Raw genomic sequence first — 26,246 nt, 5'->3', positions numbered from 1 at the left:
ACCAAACTACTGATCCCAAATTAGTTCTAAACGTTCCTGTGCAGTTTTAAGAGCTGTTTCAGGAGGCTCACCCAACAGTGTGGCTTCAATCGCTCGCCCCAAACTATCGGATAGGCGGCTATATCCAGCAATTATCGGTCGATACCCGGCTACAGACATCTGATCAGCAAACACTTTTAATACTGGTTGTTTGCTGAGGAATTGCTGATAAGCTTCACTTTGAGTAGCTTTGATATTAACTGGTAAAAAACCCGTACCCATACTCCATTCTGTTTGAAATTCTTCACTCAAAACATACTCGAAAAACTTGAGTGCAGCTTTTTCTTTAGCTGGTGTGGTCTTCATTAAATAGAGAACTCCTGTAGCTGTGACTGTAGAATGTTCTACATTTGCAGGGATGGGAAACATCTGATAATCAACCTGAGATTTCATAATAGAAGTCCAAGGTCCTGTGATTTGCATAGCCACCCGACCGGTCATAAAAGCGTCTTCTTCATAACCACGTTCTGGTGGAGAAAGAGTTGCTGAACCATCTTTGATCAAGTCTTGCCAGAATTGCAAAGCATTAATAGCCGCTTGATTGGTCAAATTGGGTTTATTATCGGTGACTACTTCGCCTCCAGCACTCAATAAAAAAGGAAACCAACTAAAAACAGTCCATTCTTCCTTTCCTAAAGGTAGTAACATTCCATACTGTTCGGGTTTGCCATCACTATTCCGGTCAATAGTCAACTTTTTGGCAACTTGTCTTAATTCTTCCCATGTCTTAGGCGTTTCGGTGATGCCCGCAGCTTGGAAAAGTTTTGGTCTGTAAAAAATGCCGAGATTGGCAGTATATAAGGGGATTGACCAAAGATGCCCATTTAACCGCAATTCTTGTAATAGGTTAGGGATAACTTCAGATTGCACAGGTAATTTTTCCAGCCATTCATCTAGAGGTTGAATTGCTCCTAATTCTGCAAATTGACCAGTAGTTTGGGGATCGTATGCCAAAATATCTGGAGGCACGTTGCCTACAACGGCTGTTAATATTTTTGGTAATTGGGGTTGACCAATGAAAACAGATTCTACTTGGATATCAGGATGAGTTTGATTAAATTTGTTCACTAGCTTGTCAAACACATCCCGGTTAGCCGGAGGATTGATTGATTGCCACAGGGTGAGGTGAATTACTCCGTCATTCTTGGTGACTGTTCCTTGACAACCGGATAAAAGTATCAGGCATATGCTCAGAAAAATTAACAGCCGTGAGCGCCGCCAAGCAGAATTTATCAAGTGGCGACAAAATTTTTTTATTGGTAATTGAAAGAGGATCAAGTTCATACCACTTAGTTATTAGTCATTTGTTACTTATGATATTGGCGTAAATCCTGCTAATATACCCTGCTCTGCATCTAACGTTACCAAAACACCTACAGGTAAAGCTGCATTAGGACTGTCGTGACCAAATGGTAAGTTGGAAACTATGGGAATAGCCAAATCACTTAAGCGATCGCGTAAAACTTCCTCTACACTAAAACTAGGTATGTTAGCGGCTGGTTCGCATCTGGTAAAGCCACCTAAAGCAATACCTTTGACTTTTGCAAGTAGACCACTTAAACGCCACTGTGTCAGCATCCGGTCGATGCGATATGGTGCTTCGGTGACATCTTCTAAGGCTAAAATTACCCCATCAAAATTAGGTTGAATTGGTGTGCTTAAAAGATGGGTAGCCACTGTCAAATTGCCTGGGAGCAAAATCCCAGTAGCCACACCTCCACCCCAACCGTAACCTTTGAGTGGTGTGAGGGTTCTTCCTTCTACCCAATCAAACAGACGCTGAATTGACCAATCTGGTTCATCCGCCAAGGTTGTCAGCACAGGGGCGTGAACACCAGATATACCTGCGTTGTAAAGACTCCATAATAAAGCAGTAATATCAGAAAAGCCAATCAGCCATTTGGGAGTGGAGTTAGTTTGCCAATGCCAATTTTCTAAGATGCGAGTGCTACCAAAACCACCTCTAGCACAGAGAATACCGCGACAATCTGGATCTTGCCAAGCAGCAGCTAATTGATGACGGCGGATTTCATCTGTGTTCGCTAGATATCCCCAATGATGAGCAATATCAGGGGTAACTTCTATACGATAACCGCGCGATCGCCAAATTTCTATACTGCGCTCTAAAGCTGCAAATTCTCGCAAAGCTCCACTGGGGGCAATCACTCGCAGTAAATCTCCGCTTTTGAGAGGTTCAGGTAAGATTGTCGATTTCATCAATAATTTTTGCAAAAGTCAAAATTTAGAATAGCCCATAGGAAAGGGTTATACCAAGTTGTTATTCGTAATATCCTATACTAAGTTTTGTTGATTAAATACCATGACTACATACCAAAGCAACTTGCTCAAGTTGCTCATGTTATCTACCCCTGTGGGTGCGATTGGTTCAGGTGTGGGAGGTGGAGTAGAACTTACTCTCAGCAATCTTGCCCAAGAAATGATTCGGCGTGGACATACTGTAAAAATAGTAGCGCCTAGTGGCTCAGTAGTAAAAAATGTACCTGTAGTAGAAATTCCTGGCGAAGTGCAGACACCAGCCCAAACCCAGAGCCGTGATGAGCCGGTTATTTTGCCCAGAAATTCTGTATTGGCGAATATGTGGGACTATGCTCGACAAGTGCAGACAGATTACGATTTAATCGTCAATTTTGCCTATGATTGGCTACCTTTATACCTGACTCCATTTTTTAGCCGTCCCATCGCTCATTTAATCAGTATGGGTTCATTAACCGATGCAATGGATTGCATACTTGAGCAAATAGCAACTAATTTTCCTGGTACGATTGGCGTACATACGTTGACACAAGCGCAGACATTTAACTTTGCAGATCAATGTCGTTGTTTAGCGAATGGGATGGACTTATCGATTTATCAGTTCTGTAATCAACCAGGTGAATCTCTAGCGTGGGTAGGTAGAATTGCACCAGAAAAAGCTTTGGAGGATGCAGTAGCCGCAGCACAAATGACTGGAATTCCTCTGAAAATTTTTGGATTCAAACAAAATGAGCAATATTGGCAAGAAATTTTGCAACAATATCCAGATGCTCCCATAGAATATTTAGGATTTCTGCCCACAGAGCAACTGCAACAGGAATTAGGTAAGTGTCGGGCGCTACTGGTAACACCGCGTTGGGTAGAAGCCTTTGGTAACGTGGCTATTGAAGCGTTAGCCTGTGGTGTACCGGTGATAGCTTATCGTCGTGGTGGACTCAGGGAAATTGTCAAAGATGGTGCAACGGGCTTTTTAGTAGAACCAGATAGCGTTGATGGGTTGGTGAATGCTATCAAACAACTAGATAAAATTGAGCGTCGTGCTTGTCGCCAACAGGCAGAGGTAGAATATTCTCAATCAGCAATGGGCGATCGCGTAGAACAATGGTTTAGAGATATCTTGATTTGAAAGATAAGATGGTTCTTGGCAACTTTTGGTGATCTTGGTTGGGGGAAGGCAGAGGGCAGAAGGCAGAAGGCAGAAGTTAGAAAGATATAATTGAGATACGTCAAACTTCACTCCATCAAACATTTGAGGGATAAGCCTCAGCTTGGTTATGTCAGTGCTAAGTTATCTATTACCAGATTCAGCAAACCTGAAACTTGAAAATTGCATTCTTGACGAGATAAAAACTCAGATAAAGTTGATTGTTTCTGCTATCAATAGAGTAGTTAATTGTCCAGTTTGTAACCAACCAACTCATAAAATTCATAGTCGCTATGAGCGAAAGTTAGCAGATTTACCCTGGGCTGATTACAGCATTACTTTACAGTTAAGGGTGCGGAAGTTTTTTTGCCTTAATAAATTGTGTAAACGGCGCATTTTTGCAGAAAGGCTGACCAATGTTACCGCACCTTGGGCGAGAAGAACTCTACGTTTAGCTCAAAGACTGAGTGCGATTGGTTTAGCTAATGGTGGTGCAGCAGGGGTAAGACTCTCACAGGACTTGGGGATAAAAGTTTCTCGCAACACGCTATTAAATTTAGTCCGCTCAATTCCACTACCACCCATCGTAACGCCACATACTCTTGGGGTAGACGACTTTTGTTTTCGTAAATGTAAAACTTACGGCACAGCACTAATTGATCTCGAACGCAGACGACCAATTGCTCTACTCAAAGATGCAAAGGCTGAAACTTTGGCAGAATGGTTAAAAGCTCACCCTGGTGTCAAAGTCGTCTCACGAGATCGGTCAAAAACTTATGAAAGTGGTATTCGCCAAGGTGCGCCAGAAGCCATTCAAGTTGCAGACCGCTTTCATCTATTGCAGAACTTATCTCAAACGCTTTATCAAGTCTTTGGTAATCACGCCAAAACACTAAAAGAAGTGGAAAAACAAGTCTTTAATACTGATACTAAAGTGCATTTAGAGGTGGAAACAGCAAACAACCTTTCCATGATTGCTGAGACTAATAAGAGTCCAGTTGTGCCAAGGTTTCCCCAAAACACATCTTTAAAAAGAAAAGTTCAATCCGCCAAAGCACGGGATAGACGCAGAGAAATCCATGAGCAAGTTTGGAGACTGCGGTCTATTGGCTTATCAGGGCTAGCAATCGCTCAAGAGCTGGGAGTTTCTAAAACTACCGTATTCAATTACTTGCGTAGCTCAACTTTTACCGAACGTCGTGAACGTAGCGACCACGGTCTGAGTCTTCTCAACCCTTATCATGATTACCTCCTCAGTCGCTGGAATAGCGGGAACCACAACACCCAAGAACTGTTTGAAGAAATTCGCACCTGCGGCTATACCGGTAGTTATGCCACGGTCGCTCGCTTCACTCGTTATCTCAAGACCTTGCCCGGATTTGAGCCAGCAAAAGGTTCAAGAAAAAACGCTTCCCCCAGGGTTAGCTCTTGCGCCCATCGTCCTCTCACCCCCAGTCGCGTCACAGCTTTAGTCTTGCGACGACCAGAATTAATACAGCCTAATGAGCGTGAAGTCATCGCTCAACTACAAAAAGCCCATTCGGATTTGAAGTCAGCTATTGAACTAGCACAACAGTTTGCATCTCTTGTGCGTCAACGCCTGCCTGAGCAGCTCGATGCTTGGTTAAACAAAGCTAAAAACAGCTTGGTTTCTTTGTTGCGCTCCTTTGCTGTTAGTTTAGAGTCTGACTACGATGCTGTGAAAGCAGGTGTAACTATGTCAGTTAGTAATGGCCCAGTTGAAGGGCATATTAATCGACTGAAAATGTTAAAACGGCAGATGTATGGTCGCGCCAAGATAGACTTACTAGAACGACGATTTCTGTTGGCTATTTGAAAAGAAAATTTTGACAATTTACACTTGATTATATGAGTTATAGAAATCAGTTTATCTGGCAAAGGGCAGTTCAACTTGCTATCAATTGTTATAAATTTACCCGCCTATTTCCTCAGTCAGAATTGTACGGTTTAACTAGTCAAATACGCCGTTCATCCGTATCTGTAGCGTCTAATATAGCTGAAGGCTATGGTAGGCGTTCCAAACCAGAATATATCCAGTTTTTACATATTGCGCTAGGTTCTTTGAGAGAACTTGATACGCAATTAATCATTGCCAAAGAAGTAGATTTAGCTGATAAAGACCTTTTCACTCCCGTATTAAATGAAGTTGAGGAAATGCAAAGTATATTAGTTGCTACTTTAAACAAACTCAAGGGTTGAAATTATTACTTCTACTCTTCCGACTTCTGCCTTCTGCCCTCTGCCCTCTGCCTTCCCCCGGCTAAGATCACCAAAAGTTGCCAAGAACCGATAAGATGGTCAGGGTATGGAAGGTATGAACTAAGACACTAATAAAAACGTTGAGAAGTCTTGTTGGAATCTAGACAGAGTTAATCGGGTGTAGGTGTCGGTGTGGGTGTGGGTGTCGGTGTGGGTGTCGGTGTGGGTGTTGTTTCTTGTGCCACCACTTGTCGGTTTACTGCTTCAGGACGAGAAAATACTAATCCTGAAAAAGCAGTTCCCAACACCACTGCTACAGTAAGGGATACTAAACTTTTCATAAGCTACCTTTTGGTACGAAGATGCTCTCATATTCTGATCAATCTTCCAATTGGTTATATCTCCCCCACGATAGAAGCATGAGGTTTTGATTTCCCGATAAAAGGCGGATGCTCAATTTACCAAGTTATAAAATTTTGGATTTGGGAAGATTGACAGAGGATAGCGATCGCTATCCATCGTAAACCATTAAACTAACGTGAGTTCGATAAGTCTTTTTTGACCTCTCCCCCAACCCCTCTCTCTTGAAAAGTTCTGATCGGAGGAAACCTCCGCTCAGACTTTTCGCTCCGACGCGGAGAGGGGAGTAAAAAGCCCAGTTTTTCATTACTCCTCCCTTTCCTTGCAGGAGAGGGAGGTTGGGAGGGAGAGGTTTATCGAACTGACGTTAAACTATGCGATCACGGTAATATGGGTATTGGTCAGGGCAGCTTGATTAGAGAGTCGGGCAATCTGAACTTGTGTGTTACCACTTAACCCATCGGTATCAAAGAATAGATTACCTGTGGCTTGGTCATAGATGAAGCGATCGCTTGCCGTTACCGCACTTGTCCCCAGACGGAATACACTAACATCAAGTACACCCAAACTTTGAGTTAAATCAAACTCCGCTTTAGAGATGAGGATTTTGTCATCAACAACACTGAAATCAGCAATGGTATCAAAATCACCCACCACAGGCAGACTTAATTGGAAACTATCCTTGCCAGCACCACCAATTAAATCATCGAAACCTCTACCACCGATGAGTGTATCGTCACCAGTACCACCATCAAGAGTATCATTACCATTGCCACCGATGAGGCGATCGTTTCCGCCTAGCCCTGAAAGCCAATCGTTGCCATTCTCGCCTGACAAAATATTGGCTGCCGAGTTACCAATGATGACATTATTGCCACCGTTACCAGTACCGTTAATCGCATTGCTGCCTGTGAGTGTTAAATTCTCTAGGTGATTGCCTAATTGCCAACTAATACTAGAGATAACTGCATCTGTACCACCATTTGCATATTCAACGATGGTGTCTTGTGGATTGTCTACAAAGTAAATATCATTGCCACTACCGCCAATCTTCTCGTCTGCACCAGCACCACCATCGAGCCAATCGTTACCAGTGCCACCATGCAGAGTGTCATTACCAGTTTCCCCATACAAGGTATCATTTCCCGCACCACCAGAAAGCCAATCGTTGCCATCACCGCCTGACAAAATATTGGCTGCGGAGTTACCAATGATGACATTATTGCCACCGTTACCAGTACCGTTAATGGCATTGCTTCCTGTCAGTGTTAAATTCTCTAGGTGATTGCCTAATTGCCAACTAATACTGGAGATAACTGCATCTGTGCCGCCATTTGCTTCTTCGATGATGGTGTCTCCTAAATCGTCTACGAAGTAAATATCATTGCCACTACCGCCAATCATCTCGTCTGCGCCAGTACCACCATCTAGCCAATCGTTACCTGTACCGCCATCAAGGGTGTCGTTTCCGGAAAAGCCATACAACTTGTCATTACCGTCTAAGGCGTAAATGATATCTTTGCTGGCTGTGCCGTTGAGAGTTTCTGATGCTGATGTGCCTGTAATGACGTTGTTAATTGTGAGGTTGACTGTGGCTGTACTACTACCGCCTTGTCCGTCGCTGATACTGTAGGTAAAGCTATCTGTGCCGTAGTAGTTGGGATTAGGGGTGTAAGTGTATGTACCGTTGTTGTTATTAATCAGGCTACCATTGCTGGGTTGAGTGATGGCTGTAATTGACAGGGTATCGCCGTCTGCATCGGTGTCGTTAGCTAGGAGTGTAGCAGCACTAATGATGATAGGTGTGTTCTTGTTAGCAGTGATGCTGTCGTTGGCTGCAATGGGAGAAGTATTAGATACTTCATTGATAAGTAATGCCCACAGTTCATTACCTGTAGTTTGATTAGAGGCACGGAAATATAGTGTGCCGTTGATATAGGTCAATTCTCTGGGTGAGGAGGATGCTGTCCCAGGATTGAGATCCGCCACCAGCACTGGTAAACCTGTAAAATTGTCAATCTTCCACAGTTCTTCGCCGTTAATGTTATTGTTAGCAATAAAGTAGAGTGTACCTTTAATGTTGCTGAGGTTACTGATATTGGCAGAGCCAGAACCTGGGTTAATATCCTGTACCAATACAGCATTGCCTGTGCTGTTGTTTATCTTCCACAACTCTTTACCGTGAGTACCATCATCAGCAATAAAATACAGGGTTCCATTCACATTCATCAGATTAGTGGCAGCATTTAAATATGCCTCCACCTCTAACGTTTCATTCACCCGTACGGCTTCGTTGACACCACTATCAATTTTCCACAATCTTCGGGAGAATTGAGCAAATTCATATACGACAAAGTAGAGTGTGCCGTTGACATCGGTTAGGTCAGAGAAATCCACACTACTTCCAGTACCGGGGAGATTTGCTAGCTGCACAGCCTCTCCAGTAGTATTGTCAACTTTCCATAATTTGTCATTGGCTCTGAAATACAGAGTGCCATTGATATTGGTCAGTATGTCAGGATTGGAACTCCCAGAACCAGGATTAATGTCACTAACCAAAACGGCATTACCTGTTGTCGGGTCAACTTTCCATAATTCTTGACCATGAATGTTGTCATAGGCGGTGAAATACAGTGTACCGTTAACATTGGTGAGTATGCCAGGAGACGAAAATTCAGAACCATTACTACCATTAACCCGCACAGCTCCACCAGTGGAGTTATTTATCTTCCACAAACTTCTTTGATAATTTGTGTCAAATCCAATAAAGTAAAGCGTACCGTTAACGTTGGTCAAACCATCGACTGACTCTATATCTGTCAGTCCTTGAACTGCAATGACGTTGCCAGTTTCATTGTCAACTTTCAAAAACTCACTTTCTGTGTATGGTTGGGTAACAAAGTAGAATATGCCATCAACGCTAGTTGTTTCGATGATATTGAAATTTTTGAAGTCATTGATATCTCCAAAACTAAGGTAAGTGTATTTAAGTTCTGCATCACCTGTAGTTTTATCAATCTCCCATAATCTAACTGAAGTGCCTTCAAAAGGGTCAATTCTAAGTTCTACTTCTTGGAGGACAAAAAAGTAAAGCTTATTGTTGACAGTTGTTAGGGGTGTCCATAAGACAGAGTTAGGCCTGCCAACATTTTCCGTATTTATGAAACTAGCATTTGTGATTCTGACTGGGCTGCCTGTGTTATTGTCAAGTTTCCACAGTTGTTCACCATGATCGGCATCAGCTGCAATAAAGTAGAGTGTGCCATCAATATTAGTCAGGTTCCTAGGTATGGAAGACGCAGATCCTTGATTGAGGTCAGCAACCAAGTATGGTGCAGAAGTAGATACTGGATTAATGGTCAAGTTAACAGTAGCAGAACTATTACCTCCCTGCTCATCACTGACGGTGTAAGTAAAGCTGTCTAAGCCATAATAGTCTGGATTAGGAGTGTAAGTATAAGTGCCATCATTATTGTTAACTAAGCTACCATTACTAGGTTGACTGACGGCAATAATTGACAAATTACTTTCTTCTGGATCTAGATCATTAGCCAGAATATTGGCAGCACTGATAATAATGGGTGTATTCTTAGTTGCAATAATGCTGTCGTTGTTGGCGATGGGAGGATAATTAGATAGACCGTCAGTAGGCAAAGCCCAAAGTTGTCTACTCAAGCCATCATAGGCACTAAAGTACAGTGTACCATTGACGGATGTTAAGTCTAGAATATTGGAAGAGCCAGTGCCAGGATTAATATCGGTCAGAGGTAAAGCATCGCCTGTAACATCGTCTATTTCCCACAACTCCAAACCAGTACCATCATTTTTTATTAGGTATAGTGTGCCATCCAAGTAACCTAGTATATCAGTACCGCTATAACGTTCGGTAACTTGCACTGCTTTGCCTGTGCTGTTGTCTATCTTCCACCAGAAAAAGGTATCATCTTCTGGTTGTGGGTAAGAGAGTTTTACACTGAAATAAAGTGTGTCGTTAATTTCAATTGGGTTATTGATACTGTCAATGTAACCGTAAAAATCGCTGTAATCTGCAAAATCTTCAACCAAGACTTTGTTGCCTGTATCCTGCTCAATCTTCCATAGCTCCCGGATGCCAGACAAAGATTGGACTAAGTAAATTTCGTTATCGAAGTGGAAAAAGTTTTGAATATCTACATTAATGGGATCATTAGTGATTTGTACAATATCGCCTGTGCTATTGTTTATGCTCCACAACTCTTCACCATGAATATTGTCATAAGCAGTGAAGTAGAGTGTGTCATTGATGTTGGTTAGTAAACCAGGGTAAGAACTCCCAGCACCGGGATTGATGTCACTGACCAAGACTGCTTTATTTGTTGTCGGGTCAACTTGCCATAATTCTTCACCATGAGTGTTGTCATTAGCGGTGAAGTAGAGTGTGCCATTGACGTTGGTCAGTAACCGGAGGGAAGAACTCCCAGCACCAGGATTGATGTCACTGACCAAGACTGCTTCACCTGTTGTCGGGTCAACTTTCCATAATTCATCACTATGAGTGTTGTCATTAGCGGTGAAGTAGAGTGTACCGTTAACATTGGTGAGTAAATGGGGGGAAGAACTCCCAGCACCGGGATTGATGTCACTGACCAAGACTGCTTTATTTGTTGTCGGGTCAACTTGCCATAATTCTTCACCATGATTGGTGTCATAGGCGGTGAAGTAGAGTGTGCCATTGACGTTGGTCAGTGAACGGGGGGAAGAACTCCCAGCACCGGGATTGATGTCACTGACCAAGACTGCTTTATTTGTTGTCGGGTCAACTTGCCATAATTCTTCACCATGATTGGTGTCATAGGCAATGAAGTAAAGTGTGCCATTCAGGTTAGTGAGGTTTCTAGGATTTACAGGGTCTAACCCTTGAACAATATTCCTGACTCTGTATGGCTCATAGTTCAATATTCCTTCGTAAGCCTTGAGCTTTGCTGCATCGAAAGCAAGTGCAATAGTGTCTTTCCCAGTCTGCACTTCTAACTCCCAGTCACCACCCAACGCCGCATTGCCAGTTAAGTCATCTGAAGCGGCGACTACAGCAGAGGTTAATTCACTCAACCTCTGCACAAATGCCTGACCAACAGCACCGACAGCGACATTGCAACCATATAACAAGATTTGCGCTGTATCTGTGAGGGCATTTTGCCAACTTTGCAGTTGACTGGCGTAGAAAGACAGGGTGTCCCAACTGAGGTTAGCTGTTCCTAACTGCACACTGCCACAACTGCCATGTGAGACAATGTGAACACTGCCAATTCCCTGACGCTGTGACAATACCTGGGTAATTTGCTCTACTCCATCCTGTGTAGGGTCAAGGATAACCACCTCAAATCCTGGTAAGACTCCCGCCAATAAACTGGAATGATTTTCTACCGCCCCATCAATAAACACCATGCCTTGGTGTTGGTTGTCAACAGCAACTGTAAAAACTGAAGGATTCCCGGAAAGATTGATTGTAGACATAGGATTGTGTATTTGGTATTGAGTGTAAAAATATTGGATTGGTTGTGAACCGACTATGCGATCGCAGTGATGCTGATATTGGCCACAGCTTTCTCATTGGAGAGTTGAGCGATTCTGATTTGTGTATTACTACCATTGCCATCGGTATCAAAAAACAAATTACCTGTAGATTGGTCATAGATAGATCGCCTACTTCACCGCAGACGCAGGCGACCTATCCATCAAACTATGCAATTACGGTAATGTGGGTATTGTTCAGGACAGCTTGATTGGAGAGTCGGGCAATCTGAACTTGTGTGTTACCACCTAACCCATCGGTATCAAAGAACAAATTACCTGTAGATTGGTCATAGATGAAGCGATCGCCTGCTGTGACCGCACTTGTACCCAGGCGGAATACACTCGCATCCAGTACACCCAAAGCTTGAGTTAAACCAAACTCCGCTTTAGAAATGAGGATTTTGTCATCGGCAACACTGAAGTCAGCAATGGTATCAAAATCACCCACCACAGGCAGACTTAATTGGAAACTATCCTTGCCAGCACCACCAATTAAATCATCTAAACCTCTACCACCGATGAGTGTATCGTCACCAGTACCACCATCGAGAGTATCATTACCATGGCCACCAACGAGGCGATCGTTTCCGCCTAGCCCTGAAAGCCAATCGTTGCCATTCTCGCCTGACAAAATATTGGCTGCCGAGTTACCAATGATGACATTATTGCCACCGTTACCAGTACCGTTAATCGCATTGCTGCCTGTGAGTGTTAAATTCTCTAGGTGATTGCCTAATTGCCAACTAATACTAGAGATAACTGCATCTGTACCACCATTTGCATATTCAACGATGGTGTCTTGTGGATTGTCTACAAAGTAAATATCATTGCCACTACCGCCAATCATCTCGTCTGCACCAGCACCACCATCGAGCCAATCGTCACCAGTACCACCATCGAGAGTATCATTACCATTGCCACCCAACAGGCGATCGTTTCCACCCAACCCAGACAGCCAATCGTTGCCATTCTCGCCTGACAAAATATTGGCTGCCGAGTTACCAATGATGACATTATTGCCACCGTTACCAGTACCGTTAATCGCATTGCTGCCTGTGAGTGTTAAATTCTCTAGGTGATTGCCTAATTGCCAACTAATACTAGAGATAACTGCATCTATGCCACCATTTGCCTCTTCAATGATGGTGTCTTGTGGATTGTCTACAAAGTAAATATCATTGCCACTACCGCCAATCTTCTCGTCTGCACCAGCACCACCATCGAGCCAATCGTTACCAGTGCCACCATACAGGGTGTCATTACCAGTTTCCCCATACAAGGTATCATTTCCCGCACCACCAGAAAGCCAATCATTGCCATCACCACCTGACAAAATATTGGCTGCGGAGTTACCAATCAGGACATTATTACCACTATTACCAGTACCGTTAATAGTATTGTTGCCTGTGAGTGTTAAATTCTCTAGGTGATTGCCCAATTCCCAACTGATAGTAGAGATAACTGCATCTATGCCGCCATTTGCATCTTCGATGATGGTGTCTTGTGGATTGTCTACAAAGTAAATATCATTGCCACTACCGCCAATCATCTCGTCTGCGCCAGCACCACCATCTAGCCAATCGTTACCAGTGCCGCCATACAGGGTATCATTTCCTACAAAGCCATACAACTTGTCATCGCCTTCTAAAGCATAGATAATATCTGGATTGGCAGTACCGTTGAGGGTTTCTGATGCTGATGTGCCTGTAATTTCGTTCTGATTGGCAGCCTCAATTGGTAAAGCCCACAATTGATAGGCAAGAGTAGAGTCAGATGCTCTAAAGTAGAGTATGCCATTGAAGTAGGTCAGGTAGCCGGGATAGGAATCCCCTGCACCCGGATTGATATCAGTAATGCGTACAGCCTTACCTGTGGAGTTGTCTACTCGATATAACTCTCTACCAAAAGTGGGGGTAGATGCCGTAAAGTAGAGTGTGCCATTGATGTTCGTCAGGTTGTCGATATGGGAAGACTCAACACCAGGATTGATATCAGTGACGAGTACAGCCTTACCTGTGGAATTGTCTACTCGATATAACTCTCTACCAAAAGTGGGGGTAGATGCTGTAAAGTAGAGTGTGCCATTGATATTCGTCAGGGTGTCGGGATGGGAAGACTCAACACCAGGATTGATATCAGTGACAAGTACAGCTTTACCTGTGGAGTTGTCTACTCGATATAACTCATGGCCATAGGTGAAGTTATATGCCCTAAAGTAGACTGTGCCATTAATGTAGATCAGCTGGTAGGGAGCGGCAGACACATTACCAAAATTGTTATCAGTAACAGGTACAGGATTGCCTGTGCTGTTGTCTATTCGATATATGCCATAAGATGTCGTAAAGTACAGTGTGCCATTGATATTGGTCAGCCGATAGGGATCGGAAGAGTTAGCACCAGCATTGATATCAATAACGACTGCATTGCCTGTAGTGTTGTCTATTCGATATAACTTAAAATTACGATAGGAATCTAGTGTATTTACTGCTGTAAAGTAGAGTGTACCATTGATGTTGGTCAGCTCTTGGGAAAAGGACAACCCATCACCAGTATTGCTATCAGTAACGCGTACAGCTTTACCTGTGGTATTGTCTAGCCGATATAAGTCATAGATGTAGGTGGAGGTATATGCTCTAAAGTAGAGTACGCCATTGATTTCAGTCAGCTCGTAGGGATTGGAATCCCCTGCACCCGGATTGATATCAGTAATGCGTACAGCATTGCCTGTGGTGTTGTCTAATCGATATAATTCTCTACCGTAGGTGGAGGTATATGCCTCAAAGTAGAGTGTGCCATTGATGTATCTCAAAGCTTCGGGACGAGAACTTCCCGCACCAGGATTAATATCAATCAGGCGTACAGCATTGCCTGTGGTATTGTCTAACCGATATAACTCTCTACCATAGGTACGGTTTTCTGCCACAAAGTAGAGTGTGCCATTGATGTTGGTCAGGTTGTAGGGACTGGAATTTCGTGCACCAGGATTAATATCAGTCAGGCGTACAGCATTGCCTGTGGTGTTGTCTAAGCGATATAGTTCTCTACCGTAGGTGGGGGTATATGCCTCAAAGTAGAGTGTGCCATTAACATTGGTCAAATAGTTGGGAGAGAAAAAATTACCAAGATTGATATCGGTTACTAAGTATGGTTGAGAATTCAATACTCCCTCATAAGCCTCTATGCTGGCTTGACTAAATGCCAATGTCACAGCATCACAACCAGTCTGCACTTCTAACTCCCAGTCACCACCCAACGCCGCATTGCCAGTCAAGTCATCCGAAGCAGCGACTACACTAGAGGTTAGTTCACTCAACCTCTGTACAAATGCTTTACCAACTGCACCGGCTGCTACATTGCAACCATATAACAAGATTTGCGCTGCATCTGTGAGGGCATTTTGCCAACTTTGCAGTTGACTGGCGTAGAAAGACAGGGTATCCCAACTGAGGTTAGCCGTTCCTAACTGCACGCTGCCACAACTGCCATGTGAGACGATGTGAACGCTGTCAATTCCCTGACGCTGTGACAATACTTGAGTAATTTGCTCTACTCCATCCTGTGTAGAATCAAGGATAATCACCTCAAATCCTGGTAAGACTCCTGTTACTAAACTGGAGTAATTTTCTACTGCCCCATCCATAAACAAAATGCCACGGTTTGTACTACCTTCAGTGACTGCCTGAGATAGTTTGTCATTGGAATTATTTGTTGTAAACATAGCTTTGATCAAAATGCTTGTGGTCAGGAATCTTTGCCATCAGAAACTGCCAATGTCATTAATCAAGAAAATCTTTTATCTGTAAGATACTTGCTAGTGTTAAGTTTGCTAAATTAATAGAGAAATTTAGCTAATTTTTTGCTAATTACACCCTACGAGAATTGCAACTTTGCCTGATTAATTACGCTTGGTAAATTTCAACACTAAGCAAGATTGTTTAGTAAAATTGCTGGAAAAACAACCAAAAGATGAATATTTTTGATGATTTTTATTATTTTAAAGATTCTATGAAGATGTCATACACAAAACAAGTGATACTGCAATTTGTCATCTATCTAAAGTTATTAATTGGGAACATTACTTCTAGAAAAATATAGATTTTTTACTTTTTTAGAGGAAAAATTGACTTTTTAAATATTAAGAAAATCTAATAAATTCAGGTAGGTATTACCCACCTGATATCAAATTTAAACTTTAGCCACAGTAGTATTCGGCAGATTAACTTTTAACTTTTTAAACATAGCTTCTCTGGCTTGTGCGGCTAAATCATCATTTAATGGTTTGAGAGTAATTGGCTGCTGATACTTTAACCGCAGTGCTGTTTGAATTAACCAGTCGGCAACGAAGGGATTTTTGGGTAATAATGGCCCGTGGGAATAAGTTGCTATGGCATTTTGATAAAATGCGCCTTCTGTACCATCTTCACCGTTATTACCTAAGCCATAGACGACTTTGCCCAAGGCTTCGACTTTACCTAGTTTCGTGCGTCCACCGTGATTTTCAAAACCTACTAGATAGGGTTTGCTTCCAGTCATCTCTTCTAAATCTTTTGCTAGTCGGCTGGCTGTCACTTCTATGACTAAGTTACCGATGCAACGCTTGGTATTTTCGCCGGGATGGACGGAGACTAAATCGAGAATTCCTAAACCTTCAATACGCTGTCCCAATCCTGGTTCGTAATAGTGTCCTAAGAGTTGGGGTGAACCACAAGTAAAGACTCCTGGTGTACCGTTTTCGATTTTCTCGCGGATGGCTGCGGCTTTTGCGCCTTGCAAATCACGCATGACAATTTCTTGCTGCCTGTCTTGTGCGCCACCACCAACTATGACATCTACAGACTTAATATCATCTGCTGTAGCGTTTTGGTCGAGGGGTAATACTTTAACGCTGTATCCCTGCCATTGAGCGCGACGTTCTATAGTAATCACATTACCGCGATCGCCATAGGTACTCATCAGTGTAGGATATAGCCAACCTATTGTTAAGTCTAATTGTTTCATGGTTTTAGGGAGTAGGGAATAGGGGACAGGTGACAGGTGACAGGTGACAGGGGAGAAAATGAGTATTGACTAATTTAAAGAATTTTCCTTCCTGTGAGAACTTCTCGCACTTCTAGCATGGCTGAGTAGGTGGGGAGAATGTGCAGAGTTTCATCTGGTGGTGTATGTTCTAAGGCGGTGGCGATCGCTTGACGTAAATCTTCTTCGACAATTAAATTTATGTTACTCTCCGGTGATTTTTCGCTGTAACGCAGACGTAAGGCCATATCATAGACGCGATCGCCACTTACTACTAAAGTCCCACCACGTTCCACTAATTTTTCTGTATCTACGTCCCAAATCCAGGATACATCTGTGCCGTCGGGTGTGCGATCGTTTAATACCATTAATGTAGTTTTATCAGTGCTTTGGGTGACGACGCGAATTGTTTCATTCGTCCCCACTGGATTTTTTGATAATAAAATTCTGACTCGTTTACCATCAATGACTAAATCTTCAGCCCGTCCAAAAGCAGCTTGAAAGTTATTAATAGTATCTCTAATTGTACTTTCATTAACTCCTAATTCTTTAGCGGCTGTGGCTGCGGCTAAAGTGTTGTATTTGTTGTATAAACCAACTAAAATCTGTTGCCATTCACTACTTTCTAAGGCTGGTTGACTCTTACTAAATCCACAACTAGGACAAGTAAAATCTCCTAAATGAGATAAATATACACCTTGGTAATCTAAGGAATGTCCACAGCGAGGGCAATATATAGAATCAACGGCGTGAGGAATGGCTTCTAAATAATGTTCTGGTTCATTTAAACCAAAGAATAAGACTTTTTGGGGTAGCTGTTGACCAAGATGGGATAAAGTGGGGTCATCAGCATTAGGAATGACAACTGTTTCTGGTGGGAGAGTCGAGATAACTTTTGTCCACCGCTTGCTGATGGTGTCTACTTCGCCGTATCTATCAAGTTGATCCCGAAAGAGGTTTAAACACAGGATAATTCGCGGCTGGAGTGGTTTTAATACCTTGGGAACAATATTCTCGTCTACTTCCAAAATCGCATAATCAACATCTAGCGTCCCCACCAAGTTGGTGCTTTCTATCAACGCTGTCATCAAGCCATTTTCCAGATTTGCACCTGTGGAGTTATGAGAGACGCGGTAGCCTTGATTTTCTAATATCGTGCGTAACAACAGCGAAGTGGTAGTTTTGCCGTTAGTCCCAGCAATGATAATCACCCCGTTTTTGACTTGCTGGCTCAACAATTCTAACAGCCTAGGTTCAATACGACGAGCGATTGACCCTGGTAATACACTAGCAGCACCCAGACGCAGCGATCGCACCCCAAAGGTGACGCTTTTCGCCACCAACACCGCAAACCCCAAACGTAGTCTATCTATAAGTTTTATCTTATTACCCACATCCATACCCTAATTCTTTTGATCAATAGTCAATGGTCAATAGTCAATAGTCAATAGGCAATAGGAGTCAATAGGCAATAGGCAATAGGCAATAGTTATTCTCCCCTGCTCCTCTGCTCCCCTGCCCCCTCTGTCACCTGTCACCTGTCACCTATCCCCATAGATCCCCCTAGGCGTTATCTTAAAAAATAGTGTACGGGCGTAATTATATATCCAGCCCTGGTTGCCTAATTCAGCACACCTAACGATAAATAGTAACTGGCAAGGTGCTTTTTGATGATTAGTATCAAGTTTCCTTTTTTACATAAAAAAAATGCTGACTGGCGGCGGTTGGTTTCCAAATGCCTGTTGTTGCTGACTTGTTTGTTTATTGTTAGTACACAGCCAGCTTTAGCAGGTATTAACGATGACATTTATGATGGGAATATGTTTGTGGTTTACGCTGGTAATGGTTCGTTAGTACCGCCTAAAATCACCCTAGCGCAATCTTTAGCCGAACATAGACCGACAGTGTTGGCTTTTTATTTGGATGATAGCCGTGATTGTAAACAGTATGCGATCGTGATTTCACGAGTACAGGAATTTTACGGTCAAGTAGCTGAGATTATGCCGATTAATGTTGATACCATTCCAGCCAAAAACAGCTACGACCCCACAGAACCAGGATATTACTATACTGGAGGTGTGCCTCAAGTTGTAGTGTTTGATCAATCAGGTAAGGTAGTTTTAAATAAACAGGGTCAAGTACCCTATGAAGAGATCGATGACAGATTGCGAGAAGTGTTTGATTTACTACCTCGTACCGAATCAGTACAGTTAAGGCGGCGATCGTTCAATGAGTTCAGTAGTGAGTTAGCTAAATAACTGTGGGGGTAGGCCAAATTGGTCTGCCCTGAATTTTAGTGCCATCTGTTACTGTATTCTCCATGTTGCAAAGGATAATGTTGATTTAGTCAATAGTCGAAAGTAATAACTAATGGCTAATGACTGTTGACTATTGACCATTGACCATTGACTAATTGAGTGTGTTCTGATGTCAAAGGTTTACACTACCGAGGAGTTAATTCAAATTTTGGCAGCTGAACGCCAAGCTTGCCTCAAAGGTGAACGTCTCAAGTTAGAAGTAACAGTTTCTGGTAATCCCTTAATTGACCAGTTTATCAGAACAGATGGGCTACAGAAATTCACAGCTTATCAAGATTTTAAAGCTGCGATTCACGATTATCAAAGAGAATATCTAGTGTCTGGGATTATTTGGCGCGATATGACAGTCAAGGGTAAAAGCTTGCGCTATCCAGAAGTAGATGCCCAATTAATTGCACTCTCCAGTGACTTAGCAATATTGAAATCCGCCAAAAATTCTATCTGGAATTTTTGGTGTGAAGTCACAGCACAAATGGATTTGTATTTGAGTTTTAATAACAGTAAACAACACCAAAAAATTACAGCATCTGATGTAGAGAGAATTGCTCAAAGAACAGAATGGGCTAGTTTATGGAAGTGGGAAAATTCTAACTTTTTGGAGATAATTTTACAGCTTGGTTGGGGTAAACCAGAAGAAGCGAGTTATAAACGCGGTAGACCAAATTCAGGTAGTGAATTTATTCATGCAGTTAATCCCGGTAATCTGCCCATTGGTTGATGAAGAGTAAATATTAAGTAGGTATGCGAAAATAAATTATTGATAAAAAGCTTCCGGTGGAGAAATATCGTGTCCAACACTTATCCCAGTTGTGCTAGATTTGATCCCCGGTTTGGCTATGGTGTCATGATTATGATGGGGCGATCGCGAAGTTGATGAAGATGGGGGAACTATCTCTGAATTTAACAGACTATCATTAGTTGCTGGCTGAGATACATAAGATAATCCTCCTACTGCTCCAGCCACGAGGGCTGTATAACCTAAATATAAATGTAGTGGACGTAGTTCTAATTTTAAGCTTGGGGCATTATTTTTCGGCTGACACCAAGAGGGCAAAATTGATTTTACTGTGCTGGATGTAGGTAAAGAAGCTGCCAAAATCATGCCATTTAAGCCTAAAGCATTTCCCATGATGCGGATAAATCCCCGCACGCAGACATCTTCTGGTAAAGTCTCGAAGTTAGCATTTTCCACTGCCTCCATTTGATGGAGTGGAATGTGAGTATAAATGTGAAGTTGACTCAAGCTGAGATTTTGAGACTCACGCGCTTTTCTCAGTTGCACACCTATTTGACGCATGATGTCTAGGCGTTGCTGCTCTGGTATTTGCTTGGCTAGTTCTGGTTTGGCAGGTTTTTTGTTTGACTGCAACCAATGGTTGAATTTGGCGACTGGGTTTTTCTCGGTATCTTTTGCAGTTGTCACTTCCTTAGAAGTAGATACTGTATTGTCTTGGTTAGTATTTATTTCTGTTTGCTTAGAAATGAATGCTGCTGAAGTCGAGCCATGAGATTCTGGTGCAACAGTTGATGTATCTTGTTCGATGTCTGCGAAAGTTTGCTGTTGTGCAAATTGCTGAAATGCTATACCAATTGCTTCTCTACCTATAGCTTGACATAACACCTTGACTTGTTCACCGGAAGAACTTAATAAGGTTTGCAACCTAGCGACAATCCGACGATAAACCTGACTGCGATGGAGTTGAGCCTCAATTTGTCCTAGGAGCGATCGCAATTCCTCTTGAGAAAACGCAACAGTTTGATTTCCGGGAAGGGTTAATAAATACACAGGTTCTGTAGACATAATTAAAGTATATTTCAGTAGTTAATCAAGAATAATCTGTATCATTTTCCCTATTCTTCATAAATTAATCCGGAAATTTTAGTATTATTTTTACAAAGTTTCCCACTTGCTGATGACATCCTTAGTTATTTGTATAACTGATTAAAAGCTGAAAAGGTTGTATATTAAGTAAATACATACTAATTTTGTTATTAACAGGAATTACTAAACTCACGTAATTGTCTGTATATAGGAAATATATTTTTAAACTTTCTATACGTAAGTATTAAAATTAAACAAGTTACATACAAAATTAAACCGTTATGGTATAAAAAAGTTTATAAACTCAGTATTTAGCTTAAAAGTAAAAACAATGTAGAGACGTAGCACTGCTACGTCTCTACAAGGATTTGAGGTAACGCATAATTAATTATTTTCTGGAAATGTCTAATAGGTGCGCTACCCCATCTCTAAGAAAACAAAACAAGACAATAACTAAGGACTATTGACTAACAACCATCACTTGCTGAACAAAAGACTCAATCCATTGCAGGTATTTTAACCCTGCTACCTTTGCTAATTCATTATGTTCGGCTCCAGGAACTAAAATTAGCTGTTTCGGTTCTGGTGCAACAGCATACAATTTTTGACTCATAAAAGACGGTATTGTAGAATCACCCGTACCATGAATAATCAAAATTGGCATTTGCAATTTTGGTATTTTTTTAATAGATTCAAATCGCTGTGTCAAAATTAAATCAATAGGAAATGTTTGGAATACCTTACGATAATCTATCACTTCGCGGACAGAAGTAAAAGTACCTTCTACAATTAATCCGGCTGCTTCTGGTTGTTTGATTGCTAAATCAATTGCTACTGCACCACCTAAAGAATGCCCATAAATAAAAATTTCCTGGGGGGAAATTTTTTGTTGTTGTACTAAGTAATTCCAAGCGGTTTCAGCATCTTGATAGACGCTCATTTCGTTGGGAAAATTACCTTCACTGCGGCCATAACCTCGATAATCAATCAATAACACAGAAAATCCTAGTTGATGAAATCGATGAGCATGAGCTACATTCGCACCAATATTTACCCCATTCCCGTGCAAATATAACAACACCTTAGACTGGGGTTGCTTGGCTGGAATCCACCAAGCGTGCATACGTTCCACCTTACCAGAACTGACTTCTACAGGTAGCCAAACATCCTCATAGGGAAGTTGAAAATACTCTGGAGTCATTTCAATGATACTAGAGGGAAAGAAAATAAACCGAGTTTGTTTAGCCAAAAGAAATAGACAAATACTCAGATAAGCGATCGCCACAATTGTGCCAGCTATAGGTAGGAGCTTAAAAGATATTTGTAGTATACTTAACATCTTGTTATTGCTCATGCAATCAATGAGATAGTTTAACAAATGTTGAGACAGACAATAATTGTTTAATAACCACAAAAGGTTAATGATTTATAATTAGGAATTCTAATTAAAATTTAAAAAAGAGCCAACAATTTTATGCAATAGTAATAATATTTACTTTACTTAAGTAGTCTCACAGGTGAATAATCAAAATTAGTGAATGCTAGGAGAAGACCGTGAAGCTATTAAATGAAGCACAAGAGAAACAACTAAGGGAAATAAGTCAATATTTACTACAGGTAAGACAAGAAAAATCCATACGCATAGAAGAAGTAGCTGCTAAAACACATATTAGACTATCTTTCTTAAAAGCTCTGGATGCAGGCCAATTTGAAGAATTACCAGAACCGATTTACGTTCAAGGATTCATCCGGCGTTATGCCGATACCCTAGGATTGGATGGTGCGGCTTTAGCCAATTCCTTTAAAGTGAAGGGTTCAGAAGCCGCATCTCATCCAGAGTCTCAAAATGAAAAGCAAAACGTTGTCAAAATACCCAATATTCGCATACCGCTTGTTGTACCCTATGTTTTACTATTAGGCTTGGCTGCGATCGGACTAATTTATATACTCAATCCCAAATTAATAGCTCAATCATCAGCAAGCAAACAAGACTCATTACCCAGTGAAACCACACAAACCCCCCCAGCACCCGTAGCTTCAACCCCCTTAGCTGAAGCTGTGACTAGCCAACCAGAGTCAGTATCCCCAGCGACACCACCAACCACCCCATCTCCCGTAGCCACACCATCCTCAGAGTCACCATCACCCAACAGCACTGATAATTCCAAAGTGAAAGTCTCTTTAGAACTACAAGGCGAATCATGGTTACAAGTGACAGCAGATGGGAAAACAGAGTTTGTAGGTAATTTAACCACAGGAGAACAGAGAACTTGGTCAGCCGAAAAACAGCTAACTTTGCGTTCAGGTAATGCCGGTGCTGTCTTGATTTCCGTCGATGAGCAACCAGCACAACCTCTAGGGGGACAAGGAGAAGTTAAACAGGTGACTTATTTGGCGGAAGGCAATAGGCAATAGGTGACAGGTGACAGGTGACAGGTGACAGGTGACAGGTGACAGGTGATAGGCAATAGTTATTCTCCCCTGCTTCCCCCACTCACTACATCACCCTATTTTCGGTTGACGCAAATGCCAAGTAGTTGATTGCTCATAAGCATAGGCTATTTGCAGTAGTTGGTCTTCTCTTAGCACTTTGCCAATGAGCTGTAAGCCAATGGGTAGCCCTTGTTCATCAAAACCACAGGGAACGCTTATCCCTGGTAAGCCAGCAAGGTTGACGGGAATAGTCATCAGATCATTTAAGTACATACTCAGGGGATCAGCAGTCTTTTCTCCTGCTTTGAATGCTGTGGTTGGAGCAGTAGGTGTAACCAGTATATCCACTGTCTCAAAAGCTTTTTCAAAGTCTTGTTTAATTAAGGTACGGACTTTTTGAGCTTTGAGATAGTAAGCATCATAATAACCAGCCGACAGGGCGTAAGTACCAATCATAATTCGGCGCTTGACTTCTGCACCAAACCCAGTGGCACGGGTACGAGTGTACATAGACAGCAAATTATCTGCATCCGCCGCCCGCCAACCATATTTCACGCCGTCGTAACGAGCTAGGTTAGCTGAGGCTTCTGAGGGGGCGATAATGTAATAGCTGGGTAAACCATAACGGAAGTTAGGACAAGTAATTACATGAACTTCTGCACCTAAACTTTGTAGTTGGTCGATGGCTTTGGTAACGGCTTGTTCAACGACAGAATCTAAACCTTCGCCAAAAGTTTCTTTGATGATGCCAATCCGTAGTTTACCTCTAGCTTTGAGGTCTGGTTTTAAGCTGGCTACATAGTTAGGAATTTCTACTTTCAGGCTGGTGGAATCTTTGGGATCATAACCTGCGATCGCATTCAATAATATCGCAGCATCTTCTACTGAGCGTCCAAAAGGCCCAATTTGATCCAAAGATGAAGCATAAGCCACCAAACCATAACGGGAAACTAATCCATAGGTTGGCTTGAGTCCCACCACGCCACAAAAAGATGCCGGTTGGCGAATTGAACCACCAGTATCAGAACCAAGCGCCACCACACATTCATCAGCTGCTACGGCGGCGGCTGAACCCCCAGAAGAACCACCAGGAACTCTTGACAAATCCCAAGGGTTAGCAGTGACTTGATAGGCAGAACTTTCAGTAGAACTACCCATAGCAAACTCATCTAAATTGGTTTTACCAACAATTACAGCCCCAGCATCAATCAGCTTTTGTGACACTGTTGATTCATAAGGCGGGACAAAATTTTCTAAAATCCGAGAGGCGCAGGTGGTAGGAATTCCCTTAGTACACATATTGTCTTTCACACCAATTGGAATTCCCGCTAGCAGCCCAATTTCCTCACCAGCAGCAATTTTGGCATCCACAGCACTAGCCTGTTCTAAAGCTTTTTGTGCCGTTACGTGTAAGAAACTGTGCAATTGTGGCTCTAAAGCTTGAATGCGGTCTAAAGCTTCTTGGGCAATTTCAACGGCAGAACGTTCTTTTTTAACTAGCTGTTCGTGCAACTCGCGGATGGATGCCATGATTACTCTCTCAGTGACTCAAGTCATTGATTTTAGTACATATTGGGGGGGATTGGGGATTGGGAACTAGGCAAAAACTTCTACCTTGTCTCCCTTGTCTCTCCTCACTCCCACCTCGCCTAGTCTAAAATTCTGTATATCACGTAGATTTATTTATTCTCTTGATCAGGTTTCAAAGATTATGGTTAAAGTTGTTACACGTAAGTATATAGGTAAAGAAAATGTCTATGACATCGGGGTGGAGCGTGACCATAATTTTGTCATCAGAAACGGTTTAGTTGCTTCTAATTGTTTTAATAAATCCCACTCAACCGCCTATGGATATGTAACTTATCAAACTGCCTATCTCAAAGCTAATTACCCATTGGAATACATGGCGGCGCTACTGACGGCTAACAGTAGTGACACAGACAAGGTACAGAAATATATTTCTACCTGTCTGAGTATGAATATTCAAATAGAACCACCAGATATTAATCGCTCTGGAGTGGACTTTACACCTGCGGCGGGAAAGATTTTATTTGGATTTTCGGCTGTGCGAAATGTAGGACAGAATGCGATCGCTGCTATTTTGGAAGCTAGGGATGAGGGTGGAGTATTTAAATCTCTGGCTGATTTTTGCGATCGCGTTGATCTTCGCACTGTCAACCGTCGTACTTTAGAATCATTGATTTACTGCGGAGCTTTTGACAAAATTGAAGCGAATCGTCACCAATTAATCCAAGATTTAGAATTAGTTTACGATTGGGCGCAGTCCCGTGCTAAAGATAGAGCCACTGGCCAAGGAAATCTGTTTGATTTATTAGGTGTCGCTGCCACCAGTGAGAAGAAAACTAATAACGCTTTTGACTCTGCACCCAAAGCCAAACCAGTGAATGATTATCCACCGCAGGAAAAATTACGGATGGAAAAAGAACTATTAGGTTTTTACGTTTCCGACCATCCATTAAAATCTTTAAGGCAAGTAGCACCACTTTTAACACCAATTAATCTTTCACAGTTGAATGAACAGCGAGATGACACAAAACTATGTGTGGTGATCATGCTCAACGGTGTCAAAAAGGTGATGACTAAGAAAGGCGATGCTATGGCGATTTTGCAAATCGAAGATTTAACCTCGCAAACAGAAGCCGTGGTGTTTCCCAAAACTTACGAACGCATAAGTTTTCTATTGCAAGTTGATGCCAGATTAATTATTTGGGGTAAAGTAGACCGACGAGACGAACAAGTGCAATTGATTGTTGAAGATGCAGAACCAGTAGAAACAGTGCAAATGGTTATGGTGGAATTAAATCCCCAACAAGCGAGTAACATCGAAGAACTGCATCGCTTGAAAACAATTTTACAGGAACATTCAGGGGACAAAGAAAAAGCCAAAATGCCCGTGATCGGAATTATACAATCTGACAACTCACGTAGATTAGTCCGCTTAGGGTGGCAATTTTGCGTCCAAGATGCTCGGATTACCGTTCAAGCCTTGCAAAACGCCAGATTCCCGGCACAATTGCGATCGCTAACTGGTAGTTAGGGAGTAGAG

Annotated in this window: 17 protein-coding genes; 7 read left to right on the top strand and 10 right to left on the bottom strand. The window is 42.2% G+C overall.

The window, feature by feature from the left end:
• Nucleotides 1–6: 6 nt before the first annotated feature.
• Together NOS7524_RS13950 and NOS7524_RS13945 are read right to left on the bottom strand one after the other, a co-directional pair.
• Nucleotides 7–1,323, bottom strand: coding sequence for an ABC transporter substrate-binding protein (locus NOS7524_RS13950; RefSeq protein ID WP_015139120.1), 1,317 nt, complete (start codon nucleotides 1,321–1,323; stop codon nucleotides 7–9).
• A 27-nt stretch (nucleotides 1,324–1,350) separates the two neighbouring features.
• Nucleotides 1,351–2,256, bottom strand: a complete 906-nt coding sequence (locus NOS7524_RS13945; protein ID WP_015139119.1) for a S66 peptidase family protein — start codon at nucleotides 2,254–2,256, stop codon at nucleotides 1,351–1,353.
• A gap of 103 nt (nucleotides 2,257–2,359) precedes the next feature.
• On the opposite strand from NOS7524_RS13945, the gene NOS7524_RS13940 reads away from it, so the two are divergent.
• The 3 genes from NOS7524_RS13940 (at nucleotide 2,360) to NOS7524_RS13930 (ending at nucleotide 5,677) form a co-directional block, all read left to right on the top strand.
• Nucleotides 2,360–3,439, top strand: a complete 1,080-nt coding sequence (locus tag NOS7524_RS13940; protein WP_015139118.1) for a glycosyltransferase family 4 protein — start codon at nucleotides 2,360–2,362, stop codon at nucleotides 3,437–3,439.
• Between the two features lie 148 nt (nucleotides 3,440–3,587).
• On the top strand, nucleotides 3,588–5,294 hold the full coding sequence (locus NOS7524_RS13935) for an ISL3 family transposase (RefSeq protein WP_015137799.1): 1,707 nt from the start codon (nucleotides 3,588–3,590) through the stop codon (nucleotides 5,292–5,294).
• Nucleotides 5,295–5,326: 32 nt separating this feature from the next.
• On the top strand, nucleotides 5,327–5,677 hold the full coding sequence (locus NOS7524_RS13930; protein ID WP_015137800.1) for a four helix bundle protein: 351 nt from the start codon (nucleotides 5,327–5,329) through the stop codon (nucleotides 5,675–5,677).
• A gap of 170 nt (nucleotides 5,678–5,847) precedes the next feature.
• Here NOS7524_RS13930 and NOS7524_RS30050 read toward each other — a convergent pair whose 3' ends face one another.
• The 5 genes from NOS7524_RS30050 to NOS7524_RS13900 form a co-directional block, all read right to left on the bottom strand.
• Nucleotides 5,848–6,018 (bottom strand): hypothetical protein, encoded by a 171-nt coding sequence (locus NOS7524_RS30050; RefSeq protein WP_015139117.1) that lies wholly within the window; start codon nucleotides 6,016–6,018, stop codon nucleotides 5,848–5,850.
• Between the two features lie 391 nt (nucleotides 6,019–6,409).
• Nucleotides 6,410–11,530 (bottom strand): ELWxxDGT repeat protein, encoded by a 5,121-nt coding sequence (locus tag NOS7524_RS29480; RefSeq protein ID WP_015139116.1) that lies wholly within the window; start codon nucleotides 11,528–11,530, stop codon nucleotides 6,410–6,412.
• 226 nt (nucleotides 11,531–11,756) lie between these two features.
• On the bottom strand, nucleotides 11,757–15,308 hold the full coding sequence (locus NOS7524_RS27830; RefSeq protein WP_015139115.1) for a DUF4347 domain-containing protein: 3,552 nt from the start codon (nucleotides 15,306–15,308) through the stop codon (nucleotides 11,757–11,759).
• A gap of 467 nt (nucleotides 15,309–15,775) precedes the next feature.
• Nucleotides 15,776–16,588: a type 1 glutamine amidotransferase gene (locus NOS7524_RS13905; protein WP_015139114.1), complete on the bottom strand. Its 813-nt coding sequence runs from the start codon at nucleotides 16,586–16,588 to the stop codon at nucleotides 15,776–15,778.
• Nucleotides 16,589–16,662: 74 nt separating this feature from the next.
• The gene (locus NOS7524_RS13900) at nucleotides 16,663–18,006 is read right to left on the bottom strand and encodes a Mur ligase family protein (protein WP_015139113.1); all 1,344 of its coding nucleotides are present in this window, start codon (nucleotides 18,004–18,006) and stop codon (nucleotides 16,663–16,665) included.
• A 270-nt stretch (nucleotides 18,007–18,276) separates the two neighbouring features.
• Here NOS7524_RS13900 and NOS7524_RS13895 point away from each other — a divergent pair, with 270 nt between their 5' ends.
• Nucleotides 18,277–18,864: a thylakoid membrane photosystem I accumulation factor gene (locus NOS7524_RS13895; RefSeq protein ID WP_015139112.1), complete on the top strand. Its 588-nt coding sequence runs from the start codon at nucleotides 18,277–18,279 to the stop codon at nucleotides 18,862–18,864.
• A gap of 169 nt (nucleotides 18,865–19,033) precedes the next feature.
• Nucleotides 19,034–19,642 carry a hypothetical protein gene (locus NOS7524_RS13890; RefSeq protein WP_015139111.1) on the top strand — a complete coding sequence of 203 codons (609 nt, stop codon included), beginning with the start codon at nucleotides 19,034–19,036 and terminating at the stop codon, nucleotides 19,640–19,642.
• Between the two features lie 36 nt (nucleotides 19,643–19,678).
• Here NOS7524_RS13890 and NOS7524_RS13885 read toward each other — a convergent pair whose 3' ends face one another.
• Entirely contained in the window at nucleotides 19,679–20,725 is a 1,047-nt protein-coding gene (locus NOS7524_RS13885) for a helix-turn-helix domain-containing protein (protein ID WP_015139110.1), read from the bottom strand.
• A gap of 481 nt (nucleotides 20,726–21,206) precedes the next feature.
• Entirely contained in the window at nucleotides 21,207–22,085 is an 879-nt protein-coding gene (locus tag NOS7524_RS13880) for an alpha/beta hydrolase (RefSeq protein ID WP_015139109.1), read from the bottom strand.
• Between the two features lie 215 nt (nucleotides 22,086–22,300).
• On the opposite strand from NOS7524_RS13880, the gene NOS7524_RS13875 reads away from it, so the two are divergent.
• On the top strand, nucleotides 22,301–23,161 hold the full coding sequence (locus NOS7524_RS13875) for a helix-turn-helix domain-containing protein (RefSeq protein WP_015139108.1): 861 nt from the start codon (nucleotides 22,301–22,303) through the stop codon (nucleotides 23,159–23,161).
• Between the two features lie 87 nt (nucleotides 23,162–23,248).
• Here the strand turns inward: NOS7524_RS13875 and gatA are convergent, their stop codons facing one another.
• Entirely contained in the window at nucleotides 23,249–24,709 is a 1,461-nt protein-coding gene (gatA, locus tag NOS7524_RS13870; protein WP_015139107.1) for an Asp-tRNA(Asn)/Glu-tRNA(Gln) amidotransferase subunit GatA, read from the bottom strand.
• A gap of 181 nt (nucleotides 24,710–24,890) precedes the next feature.
• Between gatA and NOS7524_RS13865 the strand changes: the two genes are divergently transcribed.
• Nucleotides 24,891–26,237, top strand: a complete 1,347-nt coding sequence (locus NOS7524_RS13865) for a trans-splicing intein-formed DNA polymerase III subunit alpha C-terminal partner DnaE-C (protein ID WP_015139106.1) — start codon at nucleotides 24,891–24,893, stop codon at nucleotides 26,235–26,237.
• Nucleotides 26,238–26,246 lie beyond the last annotated feature (9 nt).

The organism is Nostoc sp. PCC 7524 (assembly GCF_000316645.1).
GTDB lineage: Bacteria > Cyanobacteriota > Cyanobacteriia > Cyanobacteriales > Nostocaceae > Trichormus.
This window is presented reverse-complemented; position numbering and strand designations above follow the sequence as displayed.

Coding starts and splice junctions, on each gene's coding strand:
- NOS7524_RS13950 (WP_015139120.1), bottom strand. CDS start 1,323: ATGAACTTGATCCTCTTTCAATTACCAATAAAAAAATTTTGTCGCCAC.
- NOS7524_RS13945 (WP_015139119.1), bottom strand. CDS start 2,256: ATGAAATCGACAATCTTACCTGAACCTCTCAAAAGCGGAGATTTACTG.
- NOS7524_RS13940 (WP_015139118.1), top strand. CDS start 2,360: ATGACTACATACCAAAGCAACTTGCTCAAGTTGCTCATGTTATCTACC.
- NOS7524_RS13935 (WP_015137799.1), top strand. CDS start 3,588: ATGTCAGTGCTAAGTTATCTATTACCAGATTCAGCAAACCTGAAACTT.
- NOS7524_RS13930 (WP_015137800.1), top strand. CDS start 5,327: ATGAGTTATAGAAATCAGTTTATCTGGCAAAGGGCAGTTCAACTTGCT.
- NOS7524_RS30050 (WP_015139117.1), bottom strand. CDS start 6,018: ATGAAAAGTTTAGTATCCCTTACTGTAGCAGTGGTGTTGGGAACTGCT.
- NOS7524_RS29480 (WP_015139116.1), bottom strand. CDS start 11,530: ATGTCTACAATCAATCTTTCCGGGAATCCTTCAGTTTTTACAGTTGCT.
- NOS7524_RS27830 (WP_015139115.1), bottom strand. CDS start 15,308: ATGTTTACAACAAATAATTCCAATGACAAACTATCTCAGGCAGTCACT.
- NOS7524_RS13905 (WP_015139114.1), bottom strand. CDS start 16,588: ATGAAACAATTAGACTTAACAATAGGTTGGCTATATCCTACACTGATG.
- NOS7524_RS13900 (WP_015139113.1), bottom strand. CDS start 18,006: ATGGATGTGGGTAATAAGATAAAACTTATAGATAGACTACGTTTGGGG.
- NOS7524_RS13895 (WP_015139112.1), top strand. CDS start 18,277: ATGATTAGTATCAAGTTTCCTTTTTTACATAAAAAAAATGCTGACTGG.
- NOS7524_RS13890 (WP_015139111.1), top strand. CDS start 19,034: ATGTCAAAGGTTTACACTACCGAGGAGTTAATTCAAATTTTGGCAGCT.
- NOS7524_RS13885 (WP_015139110.1), bottom strand. CDS start 20,725: ATGTCTACAGAACCTGTGTATTTATTAACCCTTCCCGGAAATCAAACT.
- NOS7524_RS13880 (WP_015139109.1), bottom strand. CDS start 22,085: ATGTTAAGTATACTACAAATATCTTTTAAGCTCCTACCTATAGCTGGC.
- gatA (WP_015139107.1), bottom strand. CDS start 24,709: ATGGCATCCATCCGCGAGTTGCACGAACAGCTAGTTAAAAAAGAACGT.
- NOS7524_RS13865 (WP_015139106.1), top strand. CDS start 24,891: ATGGTTAAAGTTGTTACACGTAAGTATATAGGTAAAGAAAATGTCTAT.